The sequence below is a fragment of the Nocardia sp. MDA0666 genome (genome assembly GCF_003023875.1).
Taxonomy (GTDB): Bacteria; Actinomycetota; Actinomycetes; order Mycobacteriales; family Mycobacteriaceae; genus Nocardia; species Nocardia aobensis.
The window spans coordinates 344,029-370,551 of record NZ_PYHT01000002.1 but is presented as its reverse complement, the minus strand read 5'-3'; the positions used below and the strand labels follow the sequence as shown (position 1 = coordinate 370,551).

The window sequence follows — 26,523 nt, the reverse complement described above, 5'->3', positions numbered from 1 at the left end:
CGATGGGCGGACCCTCGTCCGCCCGAGCGGGCGGTTCGCCCAACAACGCACCAGCGACGACAACGGTTACCACAGCTGCCAAAAACCCTCTCACAAGCCACATCCTTTGTTCGGACGAAACCGCGGGGAGTGCCCGCCTGCCAGGGGTCGCGCGAAGCGACTTTAGCAAGCGTCTGCGATCCTGACCAAAGAACGCGCGTTGCGAAATTTGTACGCAACGCGAAGTTCATATATATCGGCGCTCCGAGCGGGAAAACAATGGCGGCTGAAAGGCGCGGAGGGACTGCTCGACGGGTTGCTGCACGATCGGGTGACAGTGGTTGAATGCCCGGATTGTCGCCGAGGTACCGATTGTCTCGTATTCGATCGCGGATCAGTCGACCGAGACGGGCTTGACGCCGTCGCCGTGAGCGACGGTTTCGATCGGGTCACGATCGCGCTCCGCAATTGTTCTCACGTGTCCCACCGCTGCCGGTCCAGCACGTTGCGCTGCACCGGATCGATGCGCAGAACCACCACCAGCGACATCACCGCGGCGCGCAGCAGCAGCGTCCAACCAGCTCACCGCCGGCGACTTCACGTACGAATTGATGGAATAGCCGCCCTGATTGCAGAACCCATTCTTCGCCGTACACAGGTTGACATTTCTTTCACCGGTGCGATGTTCAGTGATACAGCTGAGCCACAGACGATTGGGCCCTCTGCGGTGAAGTTTCGCCGCACCGGATCGTGAACAGGCCGGCGAGCGAGCAAGATCCGGCAAGCCACATCCGGGGGACTTCCTTCTGCGGCAAGCTGTTTCACGATCGGCAAGGCGTTCCCCGGTAACTCTGCCTGCCACAGATATGCTGCTGCGCGCCACAACACGTCTTTCAGCCTCTCCACGGCCGGTCCCGGGCCGGCAACACATCGGTTCGCGGTGGCCCCGCAGCCGTGCTCTCACCGGGCAGAGGAGGCGATGCGTTGTATCGTCCGATTGGCGTGGCACCGCGATGTGGAGGAGCAGCATGGCAGGGGCGAAGGGCACCATCGGAGGCGGTCCCGCATTCGAGGTGGAGCCGGACCGGCCGTCGAGCCACACCGATACGGTGCGCTGGGGTGTGGTGGTCGGCGCGCTGGGAGTGGTGTTCGGCGATATCGGGACGAGCCCGATCTACACCCTGCAGACCGTCTTCGACCCGAATGACCCTCATCCCGTACCGGTGAATACCGACAACGTGTTCGGCGTGGTGTCGCTGGTGTTCTGGTCGGTGATGATCATCGTCACCGTCACTTATGTCCTGCTTGCGATGCGCGCCGACAACGACGGCGAAGGCGGCATCATGGCGTTGATCACGCTGCTTCGCCGGTGGAGTTCACCGCGCGGGCGAAAAACCGCCATAGGCCTGGCCGCGCTCGGAATCTTCGGCGCCTCACTGTTTTTCGGCGACAGCATGATCACGCCTGCGATCTCGGTGCTGTCCTCCGTCGAAGGCATCAAGGTCGTCGAGCCGGCGTTGAAGGATCTTGTCATCCCGGTGACGGTCGTGATCATCGTGGCGCTGTTCGTGGTGCAACGCCGCGGCACGGCGACGGTCGGGCGGATGTTCGGCCCGATCATGATCGCGTGGTTCCTCACCATCGGCATCTGCGGAATCAGCGGCATCCTGCACAATCCTCGCATCCTGGAGGCGCTGTCGCCCACGTACGCGCTGGGCTTTCTGATCGGACACTTCGGAACCGCGTTCTTCGCGCTCGCCGCGATCGTGCTCGCGGTGACCGGCGCCGAGGCGCTCTACGCGGATATGGGACATTTCGGCCGCCGTTCCATCACCCGCGCATGGCTGATCCTCGTCTTTCCCGCCTGCACACTCAGCTATCTCGGACAGGGCGCGCTCATCCTCGACGACGCCCGCAACATCAGCAGCCCCTTCTTCCTGCTGGCACCCGGGTGGGCACGGCTGCTGCTGGTGCTGCTGGCCACGGCCGCCACGGTCATCGCCTCCCAGGCGGTGATCACCGGCGCGTATTCCGTCGCCTCCCAGGCCGCGCAACTGGGTTACCTGCCACGGTTGCGGATCGCGCACACCTCCGAGTCCACGATCGGCCAGATCTACGTCCCGTGGATCAACTGGTTGCTGATGGTCTCGGTACTCACCCTCGTCTTCGCGTTCCGCAGTTCGACCGCGCTGGCCTTCGCCTTCGGCATGGCGGTGACCGGAACCATCACCATCACCACCCTGCTGTTCTTCTACGTCGCGCGAACCCGCTGGCACATCCGGCGGTGGATCCTCGCCGCCGGGGCACTGCCACTGCTGACCGTCGATCTGCTGTTCGTCGCAGCCAATCTCACCAAGTTCGCCCACGGCGCATGGCTGCCGCTGCTGATCGGCCTGACCGCGTTCACGGTCATGACAACCTGGCAACGTGGGCGCCGGATCGTGACCGCCGAACGAATCCGGCGGGAAGGATCACTGCGGACATTCGTCGACGAACTCGCCGCCGGCACACCCGCCACGACGCACGTTCCCGGCACCGCCATCTTCCTCAACCGCGGCAAGGAAACGGCACCACTCGCCTTGCGCGCCAACGTCGAACACAACCACGTGCGCCACCACCACATCGTGATCGTGTCCATCCACACCGAACCCGTCCCCCGCATCCCCGACAACGAGCGCATCGCAACCGATCCGCTGGGACCGCCCGACGACGGCATCACCCACGTCACCGCCCGCTACGGCTACATGGAAACCCCCGACGTTCCCCACGCACTCACACTCGTCGACGAAAGAGACACCGAAGGCCCGCTCGATCTCGACCACGCCTCCTACTTCCTGTCGACCATAGAACTCCGCCGCGGCACCACCCCGACCATGGCGGATTGGCGCAAACGCCTGTTCATCGCGACGTCGTACATCACCGCCGACGCCGCCGACTACTTCAGCCTGCCCCGCGACCGCACCATCATCATGGGCTCCCAGATCGAGGTCTAGACCTCGACGCCGATTCCCGAGTCTCCGGCGGCGTGTGCCTCCCGTCCACCCTGAGCACGGGACATCCACAGCAGCACCGTCGCCGCCGCCAGTGTGACCGCCGTTGCGAGCATCGCGCCGCCGACCACATCGGTGAGCCAGTGCACTCCCAGATAGAGCCGGGTGGCCGCGACGATTGCCACGATCACCGCGGCCGAGACACTCGCCGCCGCTGTGCGCACGTACCCGGGCCGCGTCGACACATACACGACCAGCACCGCACCGACGAAGGCCGTGGTGGCCGTGGTGTGGCCGGAAGGGAAGGAGAAGTCAGCTTCGGCCATCAGATGCAAGGCGGCCGGGGGACGCGGCCGCGCGACGGCAAGTTTCGTCAACGTACTCGCGCCGGCCGCGAAACCCACTGTGCCGAGCACGAATACGGCCGGGACGGCACTGCGCCGCCGCCGCGCGAGCATCCCCGCCACGATCACCGCCGACGCTGCCACACCGACCGGACTGCCGATCTCGGTGATCGCGCGCGCCCACGCGGTCGCGGTGCCGTTGCGGTGTTCGACGAACCATCGCAGGGTGGCCGCATCGGCGCCGGTGACCCATCCGGACTCCGCGACCTGCACCGCCACCACCACGAACAACGCCCCAATCACGAGCGCTCGCAGTGCCGACCAGCCGACGCGCACGCCGGACACCGACGAATCGCCGACCCGGCCGGCGAGGGCGGATGCGAGAAGGGCTGCCGTACCGAGAGCGGACGCACCGACCGCGATCTCCCTGCTCGACGATTCGGTACGGACCTCGTCGACCAACCCGTGGACGACATCGACAATCGCTGACACGCGCCCAGTGTCGCGAAGCACCGCTGTGGAAACGCTGAGTGCGCCACCTGGCTATCCGTGGAAGCACGCTCGCCCGGCCGAATACCTCCTGTTGCCGGCCGAGTTGGACAGCAGCCCGGCGGCAACAGAAGGTGGGAACGGTGAGCGTCGCATCGCCCGGTGTGGGTTTGGCGGTTTTGTGCCTGGTTCTGGTGGCCGCGTCAGCAGCGGTGTACCGGTTCGCATACCTCGGCTCGATGCTGATCGTGCCCGGTGCGGCCGTTCGCGCGATCGTGCAACTGAGTGTGGTCGCGCTGGTGCTCGCCGCCGCCCTGCGCCATCTGTGGTCCTCGTTTCTCGTTCTGGGCGTGATGTTCGCGGCCGCGGTGGTCACCTCCGCTCGCCGAGCACGAGCGGGACGCTCCGGAGCATGGCTGGCCGCGGCCCTCGCGGCCGGATGGGCTGCCGTCCTTCCGGTGATGCTCGTCAGCGGTGTCGTCCCTCTTTCGGGGCCTGCGGTCGTCCCTGTGGGCGGCATCATCCTCGGCGGCGCCATGACCGCGACCTCGCTGGCCGCACGCCGCGCCCTGGACGCCGTTCACGACCGGCGCGGCGAGATCGAGGCGGCCATGAGCCTGGGTTTCGACGACCGCCACGCACGCCTGGAAATCATCCGATCCACCGCGGCAGACGCGCTGCTGCCCGGCGTGGACCAAACCCGCACGGTCGGATTGGTCACGCTGCCCGGGGCATTCGTCGGTGTCCTCATCGCCAGCGGCTCCGCGGGCCGCGCAGCCGCGGTCCAGATCCTCGTACTCCTCGGCCTGCTGCTCGCACAATCGTGCGCGGTGGCGGTCACCATCGAACTCGTCGCTCGGGGCCGGATCCGACGACCTCGGCACTGAACACCGATCTATTCGACCAACTACCCCGCCGTCGACACGCTCGATCTCGGGGCGCGCACGCCGTCCTGCCACGCGCGACCATGTTCTACCGTCATAATGGATCATCCCCTGCACTACCCGCGTGGTGCACCGATCGAGGGTTGGTGAGTCGGATGATGCCTGCATCCATGCTCGACGAACTGTACGAACGCGCGCAAAACGACTGTGTCGCACTACGAATCGGCGTGATCATCGATCGCGGCGGACAGGTTCTGCTGCTCGAACGTGACGACAGCGGCCCCGTCAAGGCCACCCTCAAACTTCCCGGCACCACCGTCGAACCCGGCGAACCGCTGGACGCGGCCGTGACACGCGGCGTCGCCACCGAGACAGGTCTGCTCGTCACCCGAATCCGTAGCCACGTAGGCTATTTCGACTACCTGTCCCCCATCGGAAAACCGGTCCGCCGCCTGCATTTCGCCGTCGACGTCGCCGCCACGTACCCCATCCGCCTGTCCGCCCACACCGCCTACGTCTGGGCGCCACTGGACGGCGACCTCCGCGTGACTCCCTCCATTCGCCGCATCCTCCACGACTACCGCGAACTTGCCCAAGCCCGGAACCCGCTACCGGAAACCTCGGCGTGAGGATGCCCCCGGCGCGTCGCCCCGGTTGTCAGCGGATACGGGCGACGTACTTGCCCGTGCCGTGTCCGGATGCCAGCAGGTCATGTGCGGTGATCACCTCGTCCAGCGACGCCACTTCGGTGACCGGGAGCGAGAGTGCGCCTGCGGCAAGGTAATCCAGCACCTGGCGGGTAGCGGCGGCGACCTTCGACGGGGCGCCGGCGACGAGGCCGCGGTGGCTGAAACCGGTGAGGGTGAGGTTGCCGCCCAGCAGGCGACCGAACGGCGGGAGCGGGGCGGGGGTGCCGCCACCTGCGTTGCCGAACAAGACGATTCGTCCGCTGGGGCGGGTGACCTCGAGATCCAGATCCAGGGCCTCGGTGCCGAGCGGGTCGAGCACGAGGTCTACCCCGCGGCCATCGGTCGCGGAGCGGATTTCGTCGGCCAGGCCGTCACCACGGACGAGGACGCTGTCATAGCCGGGTACCGGCCCGCGGGCGCGGCTCACCGTCCCCAGGAGACGGCCACCGCCGAGCAGCGGCACCAACTGTGCCACCGCGCCGCCGATACCGCCGGCGGCGGAGTGCACGAGAACCGTATCCCCGGCGGTGAAGCGGCCGGCGTCGGTGAGCAGCAGCAGGGCGGTCGCCAAGCCGAGCGGGGTGGCGGCGGCCGAGCTCAACGGGACGGCATCCGGTACCGGCACAGTGAGTTCTTCTCGGGCCGTGGCGATCTCGGCGAAGCCGCCGCCTCCGAGCGCGACGGCCGCCACCCGATCGCCGACCGCGAGGCCGGTGACCTCGGCACCCAATTCACGCACAGTGCCCGCGATCTCCAGGCCGGGACGGTAAGGCCACGACGGTGCATAGCCCGCGTCTCCGCGGCGAGCCATCACATCCATGAAGTTCACGCCCGCGTAGGCGACATCGATGGCCACCTCGCCAGCGGCGGGCCGCGGCGGTTCCACCTCGCGGATCTCCGACTTCTCCGCACCGCCGGGGGCGGTCATCACCAGGGCTCGCATCGTCACTCCCAACACCTCACAGCCGTCGAACGATCGGGTCAACCCCGCGATGCGGCGCCACATTCCTCCCGGGTGATCAGGCGGACTCGGCCGTGACCATCGGATCGGTTCAGTATCCGGTCGCCGAGATTCGTTCCGCGCCGGGCCGCAACCGGAACCGGCGCTGGTGAAAGTCCCAGAACCGGTAGACCGGCCATTGCACGGTGTGGGACAGGCAGGCGCCCAGGATGATCAACCGGTGCTGGAACCGGATCGGGAATCCGTGGTGTTCGATGGTGCGCAGGCCGATGTGGTGGAACTGCCATTGGCGTCGGGGACTGGTGCGCCGGCGCCGGGCCGAGGTCCGCGCACGCATCGTGGTCACCTGATCGATGCGCAAGCCCCGCAACGTCAGACAGATCGCCAGATCCAGGTCCTCGGCCACATCCGCACGCGTCTGCACCGCGTCGCGTACCTGCCCCCACGCTTCCCGGCGCAAGGCCATATTGGGGCCGTACATATTTCCCACCGGGCCGCCCAACTTTCCCAGCCGCAGAAGCAGTTGCTGGCCCCACCGCAAGAAGAACCCGATCGGAGAATCGTGATACGTGCACAGGCCGGTCACCGCTGCGGTGCCCGGATGCGTGGTGAGGTGATCGCGGATCGTGGCGGCCCAGTCGTCGTCGACGAGCGTGTCGGCGTCGGTGCGAGCGATGAAAAGCCCACGCGCCTTGTCGAATCCGGCATTGCGCGCCGCCGGGATCCCGCGCACCGGCTCGTGGATCAACTGCACCTTCGGATGCTTGCCCGCGAACTCGTAGACAACGTGCGCGGTGCCGTCGTCGCTTCCGTTGTCGACCACGATCACCTCGTCGACCGCATCCTGGGCGACCAGCCGCGACAGGGTTCGCTCGATGACCCGAGCTTCGTTGAGAGCAGGAACTACCACCGACAAGATCATCAATCATCTCCTGCGAGAAGGGAATGAATGAACGAATCGAGATGGGAGAGCGCTAGCTTCGGGCAACCCTAACCGACAACCAGTACCAGCACTGAAGTTTCCGAAACACCGGCGCCCGGACCGCGGCACGGCCTACTGCCGGCCTACCGGGACGGCTTCACCGCAATCCACTGCGCCACCGGCAGATGCGGGCGCCAAGCGGTGAATCCGCCGAGCGGCTCGCCCCGGTAGATCTGAAATTTCCGCAGTTCGCCGCCGTGTTCCGCGGCCCAGCGCAGCAGCAGCGCCTCCGATTCCGCGGTGACGGCGTTGGCGACCAGTCGTCCGCCCGGCCGCAGCCGATCCCAGCATGTCTCGAACAGGCCGTCCTGGGTGAGGCCGCCGCCGAGGAAGATCGCGTCGGGCGCCGGATCGCCGGGCGCGGGCAGGTCGGCGGGCGCCTCGCCGCGCACGACGATCGCGGGCACCCCGAGCGCCGCGGCGTTGGCGGCGATCTGTTCGCGACGCGTCGCACTGCGCTCGAAGGTGATTGCGCGACAGTCGGAATGGGTGCGACACCACTCGATCGCGATGGTGCCCGATCCGCCGCCCACATCCCACAGCAGTTCGCCGGGCGCGGGGGCGAGGGCCGCGACCGACAGGGTGCGAACCTCCGCCTTGGTCAGCTGTCCGTCGCCGCCGTAGGAGGCGTCGGGCAGACCCGGCATCCGGGTGAGCCGGGGCGCGGCCGGATCACGGACCGCCTCGACGGCGACGATGTTCAGTGGATCGCCCGGAGGCCGTGACCACTGCGACGCCGTCGCGGCGACGATCCGTTCGGCGGGACCACCGAGCTGTTCCAGCACGGTCAACCGTGATTCGCCGAAGCCATTGCGCCGCAACAGTTCCGCCACCTGCGCCGGAGAATGCTCGTCGGCGCTGAGCACGAGGAGCCGCCGGCGGTCGGCGAGTTCGGGCAGAACCGTTTCGAGGGGGCGGCCGACGACGCTCACCACCGGGGTGTGCGCACTGGCCCAGCCCAGTCGGGCACAGGCCAGCGTGGCCGACGAGGGCTGCGGATAGACCCGGATAGCCTGCGGCCCGAGCAGTTTCGCCAGCGTGACGCCGATGCCGTAGAACATCGGATCGCCGCTGGCCAAGATACATATTCGCGAATCCCGATGCGCGGCAAGCAATTCCGGCAGCGCGGGCAGCAGCGGGGTCGGCCATGCCCGGCGATCCGCGGTGCTCGCGTCGGCCGGAACCAGATCCAACTGGCGGCGCGATCCGAAAAGTACCTCGGCCGAGGCGATTTCGGCGCGCACGCGCGGGTTCAAACCCGGCCAGCCGTCGGCACCGATACCCACGACCGCTATTACGCGATCGTTCTCCGGTGTGTCCTGCATGTCGTCGGTTGCGAGGGCGGGTTTCTCGCCTGTCATACCGTCACCGGGGCATCCGGCGCCAGACGGCCCGTGGCACCCATCGGGCCACGGCAGCGGCGGGTCCCAACGATCGCGGTACCCACACGCTGGTGGCGCGGCGGCGTAGGGCGGCGACTGCGGCTTCCGCCACCTGATCGGGCGTACTCGACAGCGGCGCCGGGCTCATCCCCTCGGTCATCCGGCCGATGACGAAACCGGGACGCACCAGCAGCACATGGACTCCGCTGCCGTGCAAGGCATCCGACAGCCCGGAGGCGAATCCGTCCAGTCCCGCCTTGCTCGAGCCGTAAACGTAGTTGGCACGCCGCACCCGCGCCCCCGCGATCGAACTGAACACCACCAACTGACCACTGCCCTGGGCGCGCAGCAGATTCGCCAGCACGGTCAACAGGCTCACCTGCGCGACGAAGTCGGTGTGCAGTACCGCGACCGCCGCGGCCGGATCCTGTTCGGCGCGGGCCTGATCGCCCAGGATCCCGAAGGCCAGGATCGCCACCCCGATCCGGCCGTGGTCGGCGGCCAGTTTCTCCAGCAGCGGCTGATGGGCGGACAGGTCGTCGGCGTCGAACTCCACCGCATGGACCCCGCGGGCGCCCGCCGCGCGCAGCATGGCGGTCTCCTCGCCCAGCCGTTCGCTGCGACGTGCGGCGAGCACGATCTCGCGGTCCGCGCAGATCCGGCGGACGACCTCGAGTCCCATCTCGCTGCGCCCGCCGAACAGCACGATCACCCCGTCGTCGACCTCACGCACACCCATGGCGCATAGTCTGCCATCGGCGCCGGTTGCTAGCGTCGCAGCCATGACGAGTACCGCGGCCGCGCGCATCGACCTGTCCCCCAGCGCGCTGGAATTCGTGACCGAACGGCATCTGGCCACGCTGACCACCCTGCGCGCGGACGGTACACCGCACGTCGTCGCGGTCGGCTTCACCTGGGATCCCGACGCCGGTATCGCACGGGTGATCACCGGCGGTCCCACCACCAAGGCCCGCAATGCGGACCGGCGCGGGTACGCCGCGCTGAGTCAGGTCGACGGCCCGCGCTGGCTCACCCTGGAAGGCCCGGCCGAGGTCTGGACCGACCGCGACCGGGTCGCCGAGGCGGAAGCCCGCTACGCCGAGCGCTACCGCACCCCGCGCGAGAACCCGCAGCGGGTGGTGATCGCGGTCCGTGTCGCGCGAGTGTTGTCGAGCAGCACCCTGCGCGGCTGAGCGATACACGGCGGCCGAGCGGAGACAGCTGCCTCGCGAACACTTCACGATGCCTGGGTGGAAGGACCTGAGCCCGACACCCGTCGCTTCACCGAAACCCCGGGCGCGAGGCCTGTCGCGCGGCCTTACAGCACCGTCAAACCGTGCGGACGTCGATTCACCGACTCGCCGCCGTCCTCGGTGACGACCACGATGTCCTCGATGCGGGCGCCCCATTCACCGCCGAAGTAGATGCCCGGCTCGATGCTGAACGCCATCCCCGGCCGCAACACGGTCTCGTTGCCCGCCACGATGTAGGGCTCCTCGTGCACCGACAGCCCGATGCCGTGGCCGGTGCGGTGCATGAACGCCTCGCCGAACCCCTCCTCGGACAACAGATTTCGAGCCGCGGCGTCGACCGATTCGGCGGTGACGCCCGGTCGCACGGCGGCCACCGCGGCGGCCTGCGCGCGTTCGAGCGCGGCGTAGCGTTCGGCAATCTCCGGATCGGGCTCGCCCAGCACGTACGTGCGGGTGGAATCGGAGAAATATCCGGGTTCGACGGGACCGCCGATATCGATGACCACCACGTCACCGGCTTCGATGACCCGGTCGGAATGGCTGTGGTGCGGGTTGGCGCCGTTGGGTCCACTGCCGACGATCACGAAATCGGCCCGGTCGTGTCCCTCCGCCACGATCGCGGCGGTGATGTCGGCGGCGACCTCGGCCTCCGTTCGGCCCGGCTGCAACCACTCACCCATCCGGGCGTGCACGCGATCGATGGCGGCACCCGCGCGCCGCAATGCGTCGATCTCGGCGGCATCCTTGATCATCCGCAACTCGCGGATGATCGGCGTCGCCGACACCGGCAGGGCCGTCAGCGCGTCCGCGATCGGGAGCAGATGCAGGGCGGGCATGGCATCGTCGACCGCGACCCGGGCGCCCGCGTTCAGCGTCGATTTCACGACCCCGTACGGGTCCACACCGTCCACCCACGACACCAGGTGCAATCCGAGCTCACCGGCGGCCGAGCCGTCCAGCGCGGCCAACTCCAGTTTCGGCACCACTACCGACGGGGTTTCGCCGCTGGCCGGGACGACCAGGCAGGTGAGCCGCTCGAAGGATTGCGCGGCCGACCCCAGCAGATATCGCAGATCCGGTCCGGGCGTGATCAGCAGCGCGTCCAGATGCGCCGCGCGGGTCAGCTCCGCCGCCCGCTCCAGCCGCTTGCCGTAGATCTCGGCACCGAATCGTGACTCCGTATGCGCGCTCATGCGATACGACGTTACCCGTCACTCCGGACACGGTCCGGACGATCACGACGTTCGCGACCGGGTCGTGGCCGGATTGTCGGTGCGGCCCGGTAGCGTCTGCGCCATGCTCACCTCCAGTGCGAGTGACCGGCCACTGTTGCTGCTCGACGGCGCGAGCCTGTGGTTCCGGGCGTTCTATGCCATCCCGGAGAAGATCACCGCGCCCGACGGCCGCCCGGTGAACGCACTGCGCGGTTTCACCGATATGGTCGCCGCACTGATCACCCGCCACAATCCGGGCCGCCTGGTGGTGTGCCTGGATCTCGACTGGCGTCCGGCTTTCCGCGTCGAGCTGGTGCCCTCCTACAAGGCCCACCGGCTCGACACCACCGCCGACGCCCAGCCCGGCGCCGAGGAGGTGCCCGACACCCTCACCCCGCAGGTCGACATGATCGCCGAGGTGCTCGCGACGGCCGGGATCGCGACTGCAGGTGCAGCCGGGCTGGAGGCCGACGATGTGATCGGCACCCTCGCCGCCCGCGAACGCGACAACGAGGTGATCGTGGTCAGCGGTGATCGCGATCTGCTGCAGGTGGTGCGCGCCGACGCTCCCCCGGTCCACGTCTTCTATGTGGGCCGCGGGCTGGCCAAGGCCGAACTCTGGGGCCCAGCCGAGGTGGCAGCCAAATACGGTGTGCCGCAAGAGAATGCGGGCCCGGCCTACGCCGATATGGCGACGCTGCGGGGCGATGCGTCCGACGGCCTGCCCGGCGTCGCCGGGATCGGTGACAAGTCCGCCGCCACGCTGATCTCACGGTACGGCTCGCTCGAAGCGCTCGTGGCCGCCGTCGCCGACCCCGCCTCCGATCTGGCGCGCGGCGTGCGCGCGAAACTGGTTGCGGCCGAGGACTATCTGAAGGCGGCAGCGCCCGTGGTGCGGGTCGTCCGCGATGCGGAAGTCGAACTGTCCGGCCCTGACCTACTCCCCGCCGAACCGGCCGACCCGGACGGGCTGCAGGCGCTCGCCACCGCCTACAACGCCGAAAGCCCCGTCAAGCGACTGACCGCGGCCCTCGCGGCGAACGCCTGACGCCCGGTGTTCGTCACCGTCGCGAAAAGTATCGGCTCTCGAACGCTCCCGTGACTGTGAGGACCCGGCGGCCGTCGAACACGATGGCATTCGCACGGCCGTCGGTCTGTATCACGCGCACCGCACTCAGTTCGGGCGGCCGACCTCGTAGGTCCCGTCGTCCTTGGTGATCTTGACGGTGACCTTCTTCTGCTCGCCACCGACCTTCAGGGTGCAGTCGAAGGTGCCACCGACCTCGACCTTCTGACCCGAGGGGCAACTGACGCTCTGGACGTCGTCGATGCCGTAGGAATCCTTGAGGACCTTCTGCACACCGTCTTGCACGGCCTTGTTGTCCAGTTTGTCGCTGCCCAGGAAGACGAAGGCGAGGACCACGGCGACGACCACCACGACCAGCACGCCGATACCGCCGAAGAGCAGGCCCTTCTTCGACTTCTTGGCGGGCGTGGTGCTCAGCTGCGGTTCCTGCATCCCCCACTGCTGCTGCGACTGGTCGGGCTGCGGCGCCCAACCCTGCTGAGTGGGCTGCTGCTGCGCCCACTGCTGCTGCGACGGCTGCGGCGGCTGACCCCACTGCTGCTGGGTCGGCTCCCACGGCTGCGCCTGCGCCGGCGGTTGCTGCGGCCAGGACGGCTGACTCTGACCACCCCACTGCGGCTGCTGCGGCTGCTGCTGTTGCGGCTGCCACTGCTGCTGCGACGGTGCGGGCTGTCCCCACTGGGGCTGCTGCGGCTGCTGGCCACCCCACTGCGGCGCCGGTCCGGACTGGCCGGGCTGCGGCTGGCCCGACCACTGCTGGGTCGGATCGCTGCTGTGGCCCTCCCCTGGGCCAGGGGTCTCGTTCGGTCCGTACGGGCCGCTCATGTGCCTGCCTCCACTCGCACTCGTCGTCTCACATCCCCCCGCGTGAGGTGATCAGGCCCTCACCACGGTCGGTACCGGTAGTCATCCAATCACAGCCGGACACGCTACGCGGCGTCCACCGCCACAACGCCACGCCGGATGGCACGCACCGACTTGGCGGCGGTGGCGGCGATTTCGGTGTCGTCGGCGGTCTGGTGGATCTGGTCGAGCAGATCGATCACCTGCCGGCACCAGCGTACGAAGTCACCCGCGGACAACGCACTGCCCTGATCACCACTGGCCAGCAACGATTCGGCCAATCCGTCGCCGCGGGCCCATTTGTAGATGCCGGTGACGAAGCCCAGATCCGGTTCCCGGGTCGGCGGCAGCTTGTGCCGTGCCTCGTCGGTGCGCAGCTGGCTCCACACGCCGATGGTGGCGCCGACCGCGCGCCGCACCGGTTCGGTCGGCCCGGCCGGGCCGAGGTAGCCGCCCTCCTGCCGCGATTCGAAGACCAGCACCGACACCACGCCCGCGAGCTCGGCGGCACCGAGCCCGCGCCACAGGCCCTGCCGAAGGCATTCGGCCACAACGAGATCCGCCTCGGTGTAGATCCGGGCGAGCCGCCGGCCGTCGGCGGTGACCTCCCCGCCGTCGACATAGCCGCGCTCACTCAGCAGCGCGACGATCCGATCGAAGGTGCGCGCCAGCGAATTCGTTGTCGCAGCGACCTTCTGGCGCATCGACTCGGTCTCGCGCTCGAGCCGGTTGTAGCGCTCCCCCACCCGGGCCAGCTGCTCCCGGTCGGGCCGGGAGTGGGCGGGATGGGCGCGCAGCGCACGCCGCAGCGTCGCCAGTTCCCGGTCGTCGGCCGCGCGCGCACGACCACCGCGCCGGCCTCGTCCGGGGACCGCGATTCCGGTGCTGCGCAACGCCGATGCCAGATCGCGGCGCGCCCGCGCGGTGCGGTGGTCGACGTGGCGCGGCAGCCGCATCCGGCCCAGCGGCTGAGCGGGGGTCGGGAAATCGGCGGCCGAGACGCGACCGGCCCAGGTGTCGGCCGTCAGCACCAGCGGCCGGGGATCGCCCGGACTCGCGTCCGGTTCCAGGATCACCGCGAGACCCTGGCGACGCCCGGTCGGGATGGCCACCACGTCACCGCGGCGCAGCGAGGTCAGCGACTCGACCGACGCGCCGCGCCGGTCGGCTCGCCCCTGCCGTTCCAGTTCGCGTTCGCGCTGTTTGATCCGCTCGCGCAGCGACAGATATTCGAGGAATCCGTCGTCACCGATCTGCGAGCGCAGTTTCCGCACCTGCGCCTCGTTGCGCTCGATACCGCGGACCAGGCCCACCACCGACCGGTCGGCCTGGAACTGCGCGAACGAGCGCTCCAGCAGCTCCCGCGACTGCGCGGCGCCCATCCGATCGATCAGGTTGATCGACATGTTGTAGCCGGGCCGGAACGAGCTGCGCAACGGGTAGGTGCGGGTCGAGGCCAGGCCCGCGACGGCGCTGGTGTCGACGTCGGGATGCCACATCACCACCGCGTGGCCCTCGATGTCGATACCGCGGCGTCCGGCGCGCCCGGTCAACTGCGTGTACTCGCCCGGAGTCAGCTCGGCATGGGTTTCGCCGTTGAACTTCACCAGCCGTTCCAGCACCACCGTGCGCGCCGGCATATTGATGCCGAGAGCCAGTGTCTCCGTGGCGAATACGGCCCGCACCAGCCCGCGGACGAACAATTCCTCCACGGTGTGCCGGAACGCGGGCAGCATGCCGGCGTGATGGGCGGCCAGGCCGCGGAAGAGCGCCTCACGCCATTCCCAGTAGCCGAGCACATCGAGATCGGCGCGCGGCAGATCACCGGTGTGGCGCTCGATCACCGCCTCGATCTCCGCCGCGTCGTCGGGACGGCTCAGATCCAGACGCGAACGCAGGCACTGGGCGAGGGCGCCGTCGCAGCCGGCCCGGCTGAAGATGAAGGTGATCGCCGGCAGCAGCCCTTCGTCGTCGAGGCGGGCGAGCATCTCCGGGCGCGGCAGCGGACGGAAGTCGCGACGCGGGCCACCGCGGTGGCGCGGCCCGGACCAGCCGTTCATCCGATCGGCGGCCTCGCGATGTTTGATGTAGCGAACCAGATCCTCGTCGACGAGGATCTTCTGATCGCTGGACTTGGTGTCGAACAGATCGAACAGCCGTCGCCCGACCATGACGTGCTGCCACAACGGCACCGGCCGCGTCTCGTCGACGATGACCGCGGTATCGCCGCGCACGGTCTCCATCCACGCACCGAACTCCTCGGCATTGCTGACCGTCGCCGACAGGCTCACCAGGCGCACCTCCGGCGGCAGATGCAGGATGACCTCTTCCCACACCGCACCGCGGAACCGGTCGGCCAGATAGTGCACCTCGTCCATGACGACGAACGACAGCCCGTGCAGCGCGTCCGAGCCCGCGTAGAGCATGTTGCGCAGCACTTCGGTGGTCATGACCACGACCCGGGCGTCCGGATTGATCGACTGGTCGCCGGTCAGCAGTCCGACCGCGTCGCGGCCGTAGCGGTCCACCAGATCGGAGTACTTCTGATTCGACAGCGCCTTGATGGGGGTGGTGTAGAAGCACTTCCCCCCGGCCGCGCGGGCCAGATGCACGGCGAATTCCCCGACGACGGTCTTACCGGCGCCGGTCGGCGCGCACACCAGCACGCTGTGCCCGTTCTCCAGCGCCGCGCAGGCCTGCTGTTGGAACGGGTCCAGGGAGAATTTCAGGTCGGCGGCGAATGCCGCGAGTTCGCCAGTCAGCGACGGTTGTCCCACGCTCAGAGGGTATCGGAGTAGTCCGACACCGGGCGCGGAGTTTTCGGCGCGGGCTCGGCCGAGACCGGTCCGCTCGCCGTCACCGGCTGGGCGGGCTCCACCGGGCTCACCCCGTCCAGATCGTCCGGTCCGCCCAGCGGGGAGGCCTCGTCGTCGGACAGCGCACCCCAGTTGTCGCCCCGGCGAGCGCGGCGCCGGTCGTTGAGCCGGGCGATCTGCACGGCCACCTCGAACAACACGGTGAGCGCGGCGGCCAGCGCCAGCATCGAGAAGGGATCCTGCGGAGTGACGATCGCGGCGAAGACGAACAGCCCGAAGATCATGCCGCGACGCCACTTCTTGAGCCGCTCGTAGGTCAGCACGCCGACCATGTTCAGCCCGATGATCAGCAGCGGTGTCTCGAAGCTCACCCCGAAGATGATCAGCAGCTTGATGATGAACCCGAAGTACTGACTACCGCTGAGCGCGGTGATCTGCACATTGCTGCCGATCCCCATCAGGAAGCTCAGCGCATGCGCCACCACCCAGTACGCCAGCACCGCGCCGGTGACGAACAGCACCACACCGGAGGCGACGAAGCTGACCGCGTACTTGCGCTCCTTGGCGTAGAGGCCGGGCGTCACGAACGCCCACAGCTGATACAGCCAGATCGGGCACGCCATCACGACACCCGCGGTGAAGGCGACCTTGAACCGCAGCATGAACTGTTCGAACGGGGCGGTGGCCAGCAGCCGGCAGGCGCCGTCGGTGGTCAGTTGCGCCCGATGTTCCGGCGGCAGCGAACAGTAGGGCCCGCGCAGCAGATCGCCCAGGCTCTCGATGCCCAGGAACGAATGCGAGTACCAGAGGAATCCGAGCACCGTGGTCAGCGCCACCGCCAGCAACGACTTCAACAGTCGCGAACGCAACTCGTGCAGATGTTCGACCAACGACATGGTGCCGTCGGGATTCGTCCTGCGCCGGCTACGGCGGGGGTCGAACGGAATGCGCATGGATGTGACTGCCTCGCTGATCACCTGGCCGGATCCGGATGAAACGCCCAACCGCCATCGCACCGCCACCCCGCGGGCGTTACCGGGGTGACGGCCTCGAGACGGGCCGGATCAGGCCGTGTGACGGTCCTTGTCGGCCTGCGGCGCCGGATTCACCGGCTGAGCAGGCGGCAGCTCGGCCGCGGGCGCCGACTGCTGCGCGGTGCCGGACGCGTTCGCCGATCCCGTATTCGCAGAACCCGCGTTCGCCGAGCCCTCGGACTGCATCTCGCTCATCTCGCTCTTGAAGATGCGCAGGGAACGTCCGAGACCCCGGGCGGCGTCGGGCAGCCGCTTGGCGCCGAACAGCAGCAGGATCACCAACGCAATGATGAGCCAGTGCGTCGGGCTCAATGAACCCATCGAAAACCTCCCAAGACTGTGGTATGTCCGATGCTACCGGACCCCGATCCGGCGACGACGCGCGTCGTCACCCGCGGATCGGCGAGACGGTGCCGTAGGTCAGCTCGACACCGGCCGCGTCGCCTCGCGGGCGACCGCTCCGCGCAGCTCCGCGAGCAGGTCGGGGCCGGTCCAGCGGCGTTCGTCGCCGTTCTCCGCGGCCCGGATCAGGTCGACCAGCCGTGCGTTCACCGGGGTGGGCACCGCCACCATCCGGCCCAGCTCGACGATTTCCCCACAGAGCCAATCGATTTCGGTGCGCCGGCCCAGGGCCAGATCGTCGGCCATCGACGAGCGCGCCATCGGGTCCACCGCGAGCACCCGTCCGGCCACCCGCTCGAAGACGGCATCGGGAACCGTCAGCAGGCGGGCCATCACGCGCGGCGGCAGCACGGTCAGCCGCGCGGGGCGGATCCGGGCGCGCCGCATCGCCGCGAGCGCCTCGTCCTGCGCCAGCGCCAGGCAGCGCCGGTAGTCACGGGTGGCCAGTTCCTCGCGCAGCGGCCGGCCCGACAGCGCGTTGATCGCGTTGTTGAGATTGAGCAGCAGTTTGGCCCACTGCACCGGGCGCAGATCCTGATGTCGGTCCAGGGCCAGCCCGGCCCGTTCGAACAGCGGCGCGAATCGGGACAGCGCGGGATCGTCGGCCACCGCCACGGTGCCGTCGGTGCCGCGATGGAAATGGCCGGGGCCGCTGTGGACGACGTTGAACATCACCATGCCGGCCGAGACCACCGCCGTGGGCAGCACCTCCCGGATCGCCGCATCGTTGCCGACACCGTTCTGCAGGCTGACCACCACGGTGTCCGCGCGCACCCGATTGCGCAGTTGCGCCGCGGCCTGGGCGGTCTGCGCCGACTTCACGGTGACCAGCACCAGATCGGCGGTGGCGGCGCTGTCCGGTTCGATCTCGGTGCGGAAACCGCTCGCCGCGACGCGATCGTCGCCGCCGTCCAGATCGGTCAGCCGCAGCCCGTGCGTGCCGATCTCGTCCAGCAGCCGCGGGCGTCCGACGAAACTGACCTCGGCACCGGCGGCGGCCAGTTTGCCACCGACGAACAGACCGATACTTCCGGCGCCCAGCACCGTCACCCGGAACGTCACGCGGGCCCGACCTCCTCGACCATGTTCCGGTCGTAACCGAGGTCGCCGACCTCGTCGTAGGCGGCCAGCGCCGCGGCCGACCGTTCCCGCACCGCGCTCACCAGTTCAGGCGGGCCCAGCACGGTGACACCGGAACCGAAGCCGAGCAGCAGTCGCGCGATCCAGCCCAGCGTGGCGAACCGCATCGTCGCCTCGACGCTGCCGTCCGGGTGGACCACTACCGGATGCATCGGATACTGATCCAGCACCCATCCGTAGTCACCACGAATGCGCAAGCGCGCCAAGGCGACCGCGGGATCGTCGGAGAACAGGTCCAGCCCCGCGGACTCCTCGGTGGCGTGGCTGGGCGGGTTCGCCGGCTCCTCGAGTTCGGTGGCCTCCTCGATCCGGTCGAACCGGAACAGCCGCACCCCCTCGGCCTGCCGGCACCACGCCTGCAGATAGGAGTTGTTGTCCACCAGCACGATTCGGATCGGATCGACGACGCGCTCGGACACCACATCCCGGCTCGCCGAGTAGTACACCAGCCGCAGCGCTCGTCCGTCGGCCAGTGCGGAACGCACCGTGGTCACCGCCGGCGCCTCGACCGGCTCCGCGGTGTCGGGTTCGCTGCGATGCGCGGCCTCGCCGGAGATGGCGGATTCGATCTTGGCGGTCGCCGACCGGGCGGCGGTCGGATCGACCATGCCCGGCAGATCGGCTATCGAGCGCAGGGCCACCAGCAGTGCCGTCGCCTCGATCGAGGTCAGCCGCAGCGGACGGTCGATACCGGCGGAGAAGGTGACCTCGATGCTCTCCTCGGAGAACGACAGGTCGATCAGATCGCCCGGACCGTAACCGGGCAGCCCGCACATCCAGAGCTGATTGAGGTCGCTCATCAGCTGTTTGGTGCTGACGCCGAGTTCCGCGGCCGCCTCGGGCGCACTGATCCCCGGATTCGCGAGGAAGTACGGAACCATATTCAGCAACCGGGACAGCCGCGTCGACAATCTGCTGCTCATCGCCGCACCCCCGCCCGGGCCGTTGCGGCGCTCGCGCGTCTCATGCCGACACCTCCGTCCGTTCCAGTACCGACCGCAGCCGCGCGATCACATCGGCCCGCAGATCCTCCGGGGCCAGCACCAGCGCATCCGGGCCGAGTCCGGTGATCAGCCGTGCCAGCCAGTCCCGCGACCGCACCGGCACCTCCACCACCGAACCCGGACGACCGGCGATCGTCTCCTCGCCGATCACCACGCCCAGCCGGCGGATCTCCTGCCCGCGCTCCTGCGCCACCCACACCGTCGCCGATCCGGTCACCGGTGCCGCACCCGTCACCCGCGCCACGATCTGACGCAGATCCACATCCGCCGGTTTGTGCACCACGTTCTCGGGTCCGTACACCTCGACCTCGGCCCCGATCCGCGACAGCCGGAAGGTCCGCACGGCGTCCCGGTCGCGGTCGTGGCCCACCAGGTACCACCGTCCGTGCCGGGTCACCACACCCCAGGGCTCCACATCGCGCGTGCTGTAGGGCGCGTTGTGGGTGACGCGATGTTCGAATCGCACCGCCCGCCCCGCGTCGATGGCCGCCAGCAGTTTGCCCAGCGCGGCCTCCGAGCCCCGGGTGCGCGCCGGAACCGCGGGTACCGACGCCGAGGCGGCATCCGCGTCGACGTGCACTCCGGCGGCCCGCAACTTGAGCACCGCGCTCTCCGCGGCGCTGGCCAGCTCCGGTGACTCCCACAACTGCACCGCCACCGCGACCGCCGCCGCTTCCGCGCTGGTCAGATCGATATCGGGCAGTTCGTAGGCATCGCGATTGATGCGATAGCCCTCCTGCCCGGAGAACCGGCCCACCGGGCCGACCTCGAGCGGGATCCCCAGATCCCGGAGTTCGTTCTTGTCGCGCTCGAACATCCGGCTGAACGCCTCGTCGCTGGCCGACTCCTCGTAGCCGGCAACGCTGTCGCGAATGCGCTCCGCGGTCAGGAACTGCCGGGTCGACAGCAGCGCGATCACCAGATTCATCAGCCGCTCGACCTTGGAAATCGCCACCCGACACAGAGTAATCGGACTCCCGGAACGACGGTGCACCACCGCACCGATCCGCGCCGGGATATCGCTGCCGGCAGCCGGATCGGCCGGCCCCGCGAACCGCCGCGGGGCCGTCGGCCCTCACATCGAGGCGATCAACCGATCCACGCGCTCGTCCACGGACCGGAACGGGTCCTTGCACAGAACCGTGCGCTGCGCCTGATCGTTCAGCTTCAAGTGCACCCAGTCGACGGTGAAATCGCGGCCCGCCTCCTGCGCGGCGGTGATGAAATCACCGCGCAGTTTGGCCCGCGTGGTCTGCGGCGGCGTCGTCACCGCGGCATCGACCGCCTCGTCCTCGGTGATCCGCTTGACCAGACCCTTGCGCTGCAGCAGATCGAACACTCCGCGACCACGCTTGATGTCGTGATAGGCCAGATCCAGCTGGGCGATCTTCGGATCCGACAACTCCATCGAGTACCGGTCCTGATAGCGCTGGAACAGCTTGCGCTTGATCACCCAGTCGATTTCGGTGTCGACCTTGGCGAAGTCCTGCGCCTCGACCGCATCCAGCGTGCGACCCCACAGATCCACCACGGCGTCCACCTGCGGATCGCGCTCGCGGTTGCGCAGATGCTCGACCGCGCGGGCGTAGTACTCGCGCTGGATGTCGAGTGCGCTGGCCTGCCGGCCGCCCGCCAGCCGCACCGGTCGCCGGCCGGTCAGGTCGTGGCTGACCTCGCGAATCGCGCGGATCGGGTTGTCGAGCGCGAAATCGCGGAACGACACCCCGGCCTCGATCATCTCCAGCACCAGCGCCGCGGTGCCCACCTTCAGCATGGTGGTGGGTTCGGCCATATTCGAGTCGCCGACGATCACATGCAGGCGGCGGTACTTCTCCGCGTCGGCATGCGGCTCGTCGCGCGTATTGATGATCGGCCGCGACCGCGTGGTCGCCGACGACACCCCTTCCCAGATGTGCTCGGCCCGCTGCGACAGGCAGAACGTGGCCGCCTTCGGCGTCTGCAGGATCTTTCCGGCACCGCAGATCAGCTGCCTGGTCACCAGGAACGGCAACAGCACGTCCGAGATCCGGGAGAACTCGCCGGCCCGCACCACGAGGAAGTTCTCGTGGCAGCCGTAGGAGTTACCCGCCGAATCGGTGTTGTTCTTGAACAGATAGATGTCACCGCCGATCCCCTCCTCGGCCAAGCGCTGCTCGGCATCGATCAGCAACTCCTCGAGCACCCGCTCACCCGCGCGATCGTGGGTGACCAGCTGCACCAGCGAGTCACATTCGGCCGTCGCATACTCCGGATGGGAACCGACATCGAGATAGAGCCGCGCTCCGTTGCGGAGAAATACGTTCGAACTACGGCCCCAGGACACCACCCGGCGGAACAGATACCGGGCCACCTCGTCAGGACTCAACCGACGGTGACCGTGGAACGTGCACGTCACCCCGAACTCGGTCTCGATCCCCATAATTCGTCGCTGCACACCATCGACATTACGGCAAAGCGAACGGCGAAAGTGGCTGTGCGAGCAAGCGGTTGCATACGGGTTCACAACAATATGGGCTCTACCGGCCGCAACGCCGCCGGCAGCACCGGGTTCGTGGTGCGGGCGCTCCCCGCAGACGACAGCCGCCCGGCCCCATCCTCACGATCTCAGGATGGGGCCGGGCGGCTGACTCGAGCCCGCTACCAGCGGTTACGGGTTGGAGGGATCTCCGGCGGAAGGAGTCTCCGGCTCGGCGTTCTCCTCCGCACTCGCCACGCCGTCGGCGGAGAGCAGCGTCTCCAGCGAGGCGTGCGGAATGCGGCGGAAAGCCCGGCGCGGACGGGCCTGCTCCAGCGTCGCCACCTCCAGCGAGGACACCGCGATGCCGCGCTTGTCCTTGTCGCTGTTGTCCGGCGACCCCTTCTGCAGGGCGTCCACGGCGGTGCGGATCGCGGCCCGCAATTCCAGGCCCGGCTGGAAGGTGTCCTTGAGCGCGGTACTGATCGGGTCGGTATTGCCGCCCATCACCACGAAGTCGCGCTCGTCGACGATGGAGCCGTCGAAGTTGATCCGGTACAGGACCGAATTCGACTCCTGCTCCGGATAGCCGACCTCACCGATGCAGATCTCGACCTCGTAGGGCTTGAGCTGGTCGGTGAAGATCGTGCCGAGGGTGGAGGCGTACATGTTCGCCAGCGCCCGCCCGGTCACATCACGCCGGTCGTACTGGTATCCACGCAGGTCGGCCTGCAGGATCCCACCCCGACGCAGACTTTCGAACTCGTTGTACTTGCCGACCGCGGCGAATCCGATGCGGTCGTAGAGTTCACTCACCTTGTGCAGCGTCGCCGAGGGATTCTCGGCGACGAACAGCACACCCTTGTCGTACACCAGCACCACGACACTGCGTCCCCGGGCGATGCCTTTGCGCGCAAGTTCGGTCTTGTCGCGCATGATCTGTTCGGCCGACGCGTAGTACGGCAGTGTCATGGACGCGCACTCCCTTCTTCGGCCACCCGCTCGTCGACGATCGAGCGCGCGATCTGCTCGAGCCGATCGTCCGAAACCTCCAGCGCCCCTTCGGCATTGATGACGATCGCCGTCGGGAAGATGCCGCGCTGCAGATCCGGGCCGCCGGTGGCGGTGTCGTCGTCGGAGGCGTCCAGCAGCGATTCGACGGCGATGCGCAGGGCGCGGTCCTCGTTCATATCGCGGCTGTAGGTCTTCTTCAACGACGACTTGGCGAACATCGAGCCCGAGCCGGTGGCGGTGTAGCCGAAGCGCTCTTCGCTGCGGCCGCCGACCACGTCGTAGGACACGATGCGACCGGCCCGCTGCGGATCGGTGGCCTCGAGGTCGTAACCGACCAGGATCGGCACCACCGCCAGGCCCTGCAGTGCCGCGGGCAAATTATCGCGGACCATCTTCGACAGCTTGTTGGCCTTACCGTCGAAGGTCAGCGGCACGCCCTCGATCTTCTCGTAGTACTCCAGCTCCACCGCGAACAAGCGGATCATCTCGACCGCCACGCCCGCGGTGCCGGCGATACCGGCCGCGGAGAAGGTATCGGTGATGTACACCTTCTCCATATCGCGGCTGGCCAGCAGGTTGCCCTGGGTGGCCCGGCGGTCGCCGGCGATCAGCACACCGCCGCGGTAGGTCACCGCGACGATCGTGGTGCCGTGCGGCGCCAGGTCCCCGGCCGAGCCGTTACCGCCGGCAGCGCGCCCGAAACCATTGCCCGGCAACAGTTCCGGTGCGTTTTCCCGCAGATATTCGGAGAATGACGAGAGGGCGTACCCCATGTGGAGCCGCAAGGGGTCACCTGATGTCACTGGCCGCCTTTCTGGACGTAGGCACGCACGAAGTCCTCCGCGTTCTCCTCGAGCACGTCATCGATCTCGTCGAGCAGGTCGTCGGTCTCCTCGGCCAGCTTTTCGCGGCGCTCCTGTCCCGCGGCCTCGACACCGGCCGCGTCGTCGTCCTCGTCGCCACCACCGGCGCGCTTGGTCTGCTCTTGTGCCATAGCAGCCGACCTCCTCTGTACTGATCATCGGCGAGCATCGGAAACCTCCGATGCTCGTCCCTCAACACTACCCAGCGACGGTGACAACATGCCGGATTACATCGCAATGTGCCCCCGCCGCAACGTCACAGCACGCCGTGCCACCCGGGCACGAGCACGCCGCCGGCGGCCCGGCCGCCCGATCAGGAGGTGAGCTGCTTGACCAGTTCGGCGGCCGTACCCGCGCCCTCGAGCAACTTGCCGACGTGGGATTTCGTCCCGCGGCGCGGCTCCAGGGTGGGAATGCGGACCAGCGAGTCGCCGCCCAGGTCGAAGATCACCGAATCCCAGCTCGCCGCCGCGATATCGGCGCCGAAGCGGCGCAGGCACTCGCCCCGGAAGTAGGCACGGGTGTCGGTCGGCGGGTTGGTCATCGCGTCGGTGACCTGCTGTTCGGAGACCAGCCGCTCCATCGAACCGCGGGCCACCAAGCGGTTGTAGAGGCCCTTGTCCAGGCGCACGTCGGAGTACTGCAGATCCATCAGATGCAGTTTCGGCGCCGCCCAGCCCAGGCCCTCGCGGCTGCGCATACCCTCGAGCAGGCGCAGTTTGGCCGGCCAGTCGAGCAGGTGCGCGCAGTCCATCGGGTCGCGTTCGAGCAGGTCGAGCACATGCGCCCACTTCTCCAGCACGTCGGTGACGCGGGCGTCGTCGGTACCCTCGCGGTCGTGGAACTTCTCCACCCGGTCGAGGTAGATCCGTTGCAGCGCAAGGCCGGTCAGTTCGCGGCCGTCGACCAGCGCGACGGTGGCGCGCAGGCTGGGATCGTGGCTGATGGTGTGCACGGCGGTGACCGGACGCGCCAGCTGCAGATCCGACAGGTCCTCGCCGGCCTCGATCAGATCCAGCACCAGCGCGGTGGTGCCGACCTTGAGGTAGGTCGACCATTCCGCCAGGTTCGCGTCACCGATGATCACGTGCAGCCGCCGGTACTTGTCGGCGTCGGCGTGCGGTTCGTCGCGGGTGTTGATGATGCCGCGTTTGAGGGTGGTCTCGAGGCCCACCTCGACCTCGATGTAGTCCGAGCGCTGCGACAGCTGGAATCCGGCGTGATCGCCGGACTGCCCGATGCCGACCCGGCCCGATCCGGTGACCACCTGGCGGGAGACGAAGAACGGCGTCAGGCCGACGATGATCTGGTTGAACGGCGTATCGCGGTTCATCAGATAGTTCTCGTGGGTGCCGTAGGAGGCGCCCTTGCCGTCGACGTTGTTCTTGTAGAGCTGCATGCGCGGCGCACCCGGCACGCTCGAGGCATAGCGGGCGGCGGCCTCCATGACCCGCTCACCGGCCTTGTCCCAGATCACCGCGTCCAGGGGGTCCACGACCTCGGGCGCCGAATATTCGGGGTGGGCGTGGTCGACGTAGAGGCGAGCGCCGTTGGTGAGGATCATGTTCGCCGCGCCGACCTCGTCGGCGTCGATCACCGGCGCCGGCCCGTTGAGCCGGCCCAGGTCGAAGCCGCGGGCATCGCGCAGCGGCGACTCCACCTCGTAGTCCCAGCGGGTGCGCTTGGCCCGGGGTACGCCCTCGGCCGCCGCGTAGGCCAGCACCGCCTGGGTGGACGTGAGAATCGGGTTCGCCGAGGGTTCCGTCGGTGTCGAGATGCCGTACTCGACCTCGATTCCGATGATGCGCTGCATGGGTCGAGCCTAGGCGACGCGCGCGATCCCCGGGGCCGCCCGGGTGCGGTGGGTCGTCACCGCGCCGCGCGGTATCGCGAATTCAGTTGACCGCCAGCGGATCCGGGGCCGCCGCCTCGGACCGTGCCACCAGGTCGGCGACGGTGGCGTCCCGGTCCAGCGGAACCCCCAGACTGCGTGCATTGCTCTCCAGCAGCCCGAGCACCGATTCGGTCACGATCGCCTCGATCTGCTCCGACCCCAGCGCCGAGGCGGTGTCGGCGCGCCAGCTGTTGACCACCCCGTCGACGAAGCCGACGATCCCGAAGGCCATCGGCCGGGCCCGCACGGGATCGATCCCGACGCGCGCGGCGGCGGTGGCGAACAGATCCGCGAGCCGGGCGCCGATGCGGTCGCGTGCCCCGGCCAGCGCAAGCGACGAATCCCCTTGCGGGGCACTCGCCGCCAGGAACCGGTGCAGCTGAGGATGCGAGTCCACCCAGCCGACGTAGGTGCCGACCGCCCCGCGCACCGCGTCCTTGACCGTTCCGTCCGCCCGCAGCGTCGGAAGTAGTTGGGTCAGCAACGATTCCAGGATGCGGCCGCGAATCTGCTCGTCCAGATCGGTCCGCCCGTCGAAATGGCGGTACACCACCGGACGCGGCAGGCCCAGCCGGTCGGCGATCTGCTGGACCGACACCTCGGCGCCGTTCTCCTCGATCACCGCGACCGCGGCCTCGATCACCTCGGCACGCCGCCGCTGTTTGTGCCCGTTCCAGCGGGTACTGCGACCGTCCACACCGGCCGCCGCGGACCGTTCCGCATGCCGCGGGGGCCGTTGTCCACCGGTTTCACTCACATGTCAACGATACTCATGCGGTATTGACCGATACACCCCGTCTCACT

At 68.4% G+C, this 26,523-nt stretch carries 24 protein-coding genes; 5 read left to right on the top strand and 19 right to left on the bottom strand.

Features of this window, described 5'->3' with window-relative positions:
• The first annotated feature begins 1,007 nt into the window (after positions 1-1,007).
• Entirely contained in the window at positions 1,008-2,972 is a 1,965-nt protein-coding gene (locus C8258_RS06290; protein ID WP_106954315.1) for a potassium transporter Kup, read from the top strand.
• Here the strand turns inward: C8258_RS06290 and C8258_RS06285 are convergent.
• Positions 2,969-3,805: a phosphatase PAP2 family protein gene (locus C8258_RS06285; RefSeq protein WP_146161172.1), complete on the bottom strand. Its 837-nt coding sequence runs from the start codon at positions 3,803-3,805 to the stop codon at positions 2,969-2,971. The genes C8258_RS06290 and C8258_RS06285 overlap by 4 nt on opposite strands.
• Positions 3,806-3,936: 131 nt before the next feature.
• Between C8258_RS06285 and C8258_RS06280 the strand changes: the two genes are divergently transcribed.
• Both C8258_RS06280 and C8258_RS06275 read left to right on the top strand, forming a co-directional pair.
• Positions 3,937-4,689: an ABC transporter permease gene (locus C8258_RS06280; RefSeq protein WP_106954313.1), complete on the top strand. Its 753-nt coding sequence runs from the start codon at positions 3,937-3,939 to the stop codon at positions 4,687-4,689.
• 152 nt (positions 4,690-4,841) lie between these two features.
• Positions 4,842-5,315, top strand: a complete 474-nt coding sequence (locus C8258_RS06275; protein WP_146161171.1) for an NUDIX hydrolase — start codon at positions 4,842-4,844, stop codon at positions 5,313-5,315.
• 28 nt (positions 5,316-5,343) lie between these two features.
• Here C8258_RS06275 and C8258_RS06270 read toward each other — a convergent pair whose 3' ends face one another.
• The 4 genes from C8258_RS06270 to C8258_RS06255 all read right to left on the bottom strand — a co-directional run bounded on the left by C8258_RS06270 (position 5,344) and on the right by C8258_RS06255 (position 9,439).
• Positions 5,344-6,318, bottom strand: coding sequence for a zinc-binding dehydrogenase (locus tag C8258_RS06270; protein ID WP_106954385.1), 975 nt, complete (start codon positions 6,316-6,318; stop codon positions 5,344-5,346).
• A 109-nt stretch (positions 6,319-6,427) separates the two neighbouring features.
• Positions 6,428-7,246, bottom strand: a complete 819-nt coding sequence (locus C8258_RS06265; RefSeq protein WP_233224905.1) for a glycosyltransferase family A protein — start codon at positions 7,244-7,246, stop codon at positions 6,428-6,430.
• 155 nt (positions 7,247-7,401) lie between these two features.
• Positions 7,402-8,643 carry a precorrin-6y C5,15-methyltransferase (decarboxylating) subunit CbiE gene (gene cbiE, locus C8258_RS06260; protein ID WP_106954384.1) on the bottom strand — a complete coding sequence of 414 codons (1,242 nt, stop codon included), beginning with the start codon at positions 8,641-8,643 and terminating at the stop codon, positions 7,402-7,404.
• A 40-nt stretch (positions 8,644-8,683) separates the two neighbouring features.
• The gene (locus C8258_RS06255; RefSeq protein WP_199195607.1) at positions 8,684-9,439 is read right to left on the bottom strand and encodes an SDR family NAD(P)-dependent oxidoreductase; all 756 of its coding nucleotides are present in this window, start codon (positions 9,437-9,439) and stop codon (positions 8,684-8,686) included.
• Between the two features lie 43 nt (positions 9,440-9,482).
• Between C8258_RS06255 and C8258_RS06250 the strand changes: the two genes are divergently transcribed.
• Positions 9,483-9,893, top strand: coding sequence for a TIGR03618 family F420-dependent PPOX class oxidoreductase (locus tag C8258_RS06250; protein ID WP_036501711.1), 411 nt, complete (start codon positions 9,483-9,485; stop codon positions 9,891-9,893).
• A 125-nt stretch (positions 9,894-10,018) separates the two neighbouring features.
• On the opposite strand, the gene C8258_RS06245 is transcribed toward C8258_RS06250, so the two are convergent.
• Positions 10,019-11,146, bottom strand: a complete 1,128-nt coding sequence (locus tag C8258_RS06245; protein WP_106954310.1) for a Xaa-Pro peptidase family protein — start codon at positions 11,144-11,146, stop codon at positions 10,019-10,021.
• A gap of 103 nt (positions 11,147-11,249) precedes the next feature.
• Here C8258_RS06245 and C8258_RS06240 point away from each other — a divergent pair, with 103 nt between their 5' ends.
• On the top strand, positions 11,250-12,215 hold the full coding sequence (locus C8258_RS06240; RefSeq protein WP_106954382.1) for a 5'-3' exonuclease: 966 nt from the start codon (positions 11,250-11,252) through the stop codon (positions 12,213-12,215).
• A gap of 126 nt (positions 12,216-12,341) precedes the next feature.
• On the opposite strand, the gene C8258_RS06235 is transcribed toward C8258_RS06240, so the two are convergent.
• From C8258_RS06235 to C8258_RS06175, 13 genes are all read right to left on the bottom strand, one after another.
• Entirely contained in the window at positions 12,342-13,079 is a 738-nt protein-coding gene (locus C8258_RS06235) for a DUF4333 domain-containing protein (protein WP_106954309.1), read from the bottom strand.
• Positions 13,080-13,183: 104 nt separating this feature from the next.
• Positions 13,184-15,880 (bottom strand): DEAD/DEAH box helicase, encoded by a 2,697-nt coding sequence (locus tag C8258_RS06230; RefSeq protein ID WP_369974712.1) that lies wholly within the window; start codon positions 15,878-15,880, stop codon positions 13,184-13,186.
• Positions 15,877-16,866: a twin-arginine translocase subunit TatC gene (tatC, locus tag C8258_RS06225; RefSeq protein WP_106954307.1), complete on the bottom strand. Its 990-nt coding sequence runs from the start codon at positions 16,864-16,866 to the stop codon at positions 15,877-15,879. Before tatC ends, C8258_RS06230 begins: the two co-directional genes overlap by 4 nt.
• Positions 16,867-16,977: 111 nt before the next feature.
• Positions 16,978-17,268 carry a Sec-independent protein translocase subunit TatA gene (gene tatA / locus C8258_RS06220; protein WP_063065324.1) on the bottom strand — a complete coding sequence of 97 codons (291 nt, stop codon included), beginning with the start codon at positions 17,266-17,268 and terminating at the stop codon, positions 16,978-16,980.
• A 99-nt stretch (positions 17,269-17,367) separates the two neighbouring features.
• The gene (locus C8258_RS06215) at positions 17,368-18,411 is read right to left on the bottom strand and encodes a 2-dehydropantoate 2-reductase (protein WP_106954306.1); all 1,044 of its coding nucleotides are present in this window, start codon (positions 18,409-18,411) and stop codon (positions 17,368-17,370) included.
• Positions 18,408-19,412, bottom strand: coding sequence for a YafY family protein (locus tag C8258_RS06210; RefSeq protein ID WP_106954305.1), 1,005 nt, complete (start codon positions 19,410-19,412; stop codon positions 18,408-18,410). The genes C8258_RS06215 and C8258_RS06210 overlap by 4 nt, the downstream gene beginning before the upstream one ends.
• 40 nt (positions 19,413-19,452) lie before the next feature.
• Positions 19,453-20,448, bottom strand: coding sequence for a YafY family protein (locus C8258_RS06205; protein ID WP_106954304.1), 996 nt, complete (start codon positions 20,446-20,448; stop codon positions 19,453-19,455).
• A gap of 120 nt (positions 20,449-20,568) precedes the next feature.
• Positions 20,569-21,927, bottom strand: coding sequence for a Pup--protein ligase (gene pafA / locus C8258_RS06200; protein ID WP_181320965.1), 1,359 nt, complete (start codon positions 21,925-21,927; stop codon positions 20,569-20,571).
• A 213-nt stretch (positions 21,928-22,140) separates the two neighbouring features.
• Positions 22,141-22,920: a proteasome subunit alpha gene (gene prcA / locus C8258_RS06195; protein WP_106954303.1), complete on the bottom strand. Its 780-nt coding sequence runs from the start codon at positions 22,918-22,920 to the stop codon at positions 22,141-22,143.
• The gene (prcB, locus tag C8258_RS06190; RefSeq protein ID WP_106954302.1) at positions 22,917-23,735 is read right to left on the bottom strand and encodes a proteasome subunit beta; all 819 of its coding nucleotides are present in this window, start codon (positions 23,733-23,735) and stop codon (positions 22,917-22,919) included. Before prcB ends, prcA begins: the two co-directional genes overlap by 4 nt.
• 26 nt (positions 23,736-23,761) lie before the next feature.
• Positions 23,762-23,956: a ubiquitin-like protein Pup gene (locus tag C8258_RS06185; RefSeq protein WP_030518123.1), complete on the bottom strand. Its 195-nt coding sequence runs from the start codon at positions 23,954-23,956 to the stop codon at positions 23,762-23,764.
• A 182-nt stretch (positions 23,957-24,138) separates the two neighbouring features.
• Positions 24,139-25,638, bottom strand: a complete 1,500-nt coding sequence (gene dop, locus C8258_RS06180; RefSeq protein WP_030518124.1) for a depupylase/deamidase Dop — start codon at positions 25,636-25,638, stop codon at positions 24,139-24,141.
• Positions 25,639-25,720: 82 nt separating this feature from the next.
• Entirely contained in the window at positions 25,721-26,476 is a 756-nt protein-coding gene (locus C8258_RS06175) for a TetR/AcrR family transcriptional regulator (RefSeq protein WP_233224904.1), read from the bottom strand.
• Positions 26,477-26,523: the final 47 nt, after the last annotated feature.

Coding starts and splice junctions, on each gene's coding strand:
- C8258_RS06290 (WP_106954315.1), top strand. CDS start 1,008: ATGGCAGGGGCGAAGGGCACCATCGGAGGCGGTCCCGCATTCGAGGTG.
- C8258_RS06275 (WP_146161171.1), top strand. CDS start 4,842: ATGATGCCTGCATCCATGCTCGACGAACTGTACGAACGCGCGCAAAAC.
- C8258_RS06270 (WP_106954385.1), bottom strand. CDS start 6,318: ATGCGAGCCCTGGTGATGACCGCCCCCGGCGGTGCGGAGAAGTCGGAG.
- cbiE (WP_106954384.1), bottom strand. CDS start 8,643: ATGCAGGACACACCGGAGAACGATCGCGTAATAGCGGTCGTGGGTATC.
- C8258_RS06255 (WP_199195607.1), bottom strand. CDS start 9,439: ATGGGTGTGCGTGAGGTCGACGACGGGGTGATCGTGCTGTTCGGCGGG.
- C8258_RS06250 (WP_036501711.1), top strand. CDS start 9,483: ATGACGAGTACCGCGGCCGCGCGCATCGACCTGTCCCCCAGCGCGCTG.
- C8258_RS06245 (WP_106954310.1), bottom strand. CDS start 11,146: ATGAGCGCGCATACGGAGTCACGATTCGGTGCCGAGATCTACGGCAAG.
- C8258_RS06240 (WP_106954382.1), top strand. CDS start 11,250: ATGCTCACCTCCAGTGCGAGTGACCGGCCACTGTTGCTGCTCGACGGC.
- C8258_RS06235 (WP_106954309.1), bottom strand. CDS start 13,079: ATGAGCGGCCCGTACGGACCGAACGAGACCCCTGGCCCAGGGGAGGGC.
- tatC (WP_106954307.1), bottom strand. CDS start 16,866: ATGCGCATTCCGTTCGACCCCCGCCGTAGCCGGCGCAGGACGAATCCC.
- tatA (WP_063065324.1), bottom strand. CDS start 17,268: ATGGGTTCATTGAGCCCGACGCACTGGCTCATCATTGCGTTGGTGATC.
- C8258_RS06210 (WP_106954305.1), bottom strand. CDS start 19,412: ATGAGCAGCAGATTGTCGACGCGGCTGTCCCGGTTGCTGAATATGGTT.
- prcA (WP_106954303.1), bottom strand. CDS start 22,920: ATGACACTGCCGTACTACGCGTCGGCCGAACAGATCATGCGCGACAAG.
- prcB (WP_106954302.1), bottom strand. CDS start 23,735: ATGGGGTACGCCCTCTCGTCATTCTCCGAATATCTGCGGGAAAACGCA.
- C8258_RS06185 (WP_030518123.1), bottom strand. CDS start 23,956: ATGGCACAAGAGCAGACCAAGCGCGCCGGTGGTGGCGACGAGGACGAC.
- dop (WP_030518124.1), bottom strand. CDS start 25,638: ATGCAGCGCATCATCGGAATCGAGGTCGAGTACGGCATCTCGACACCG.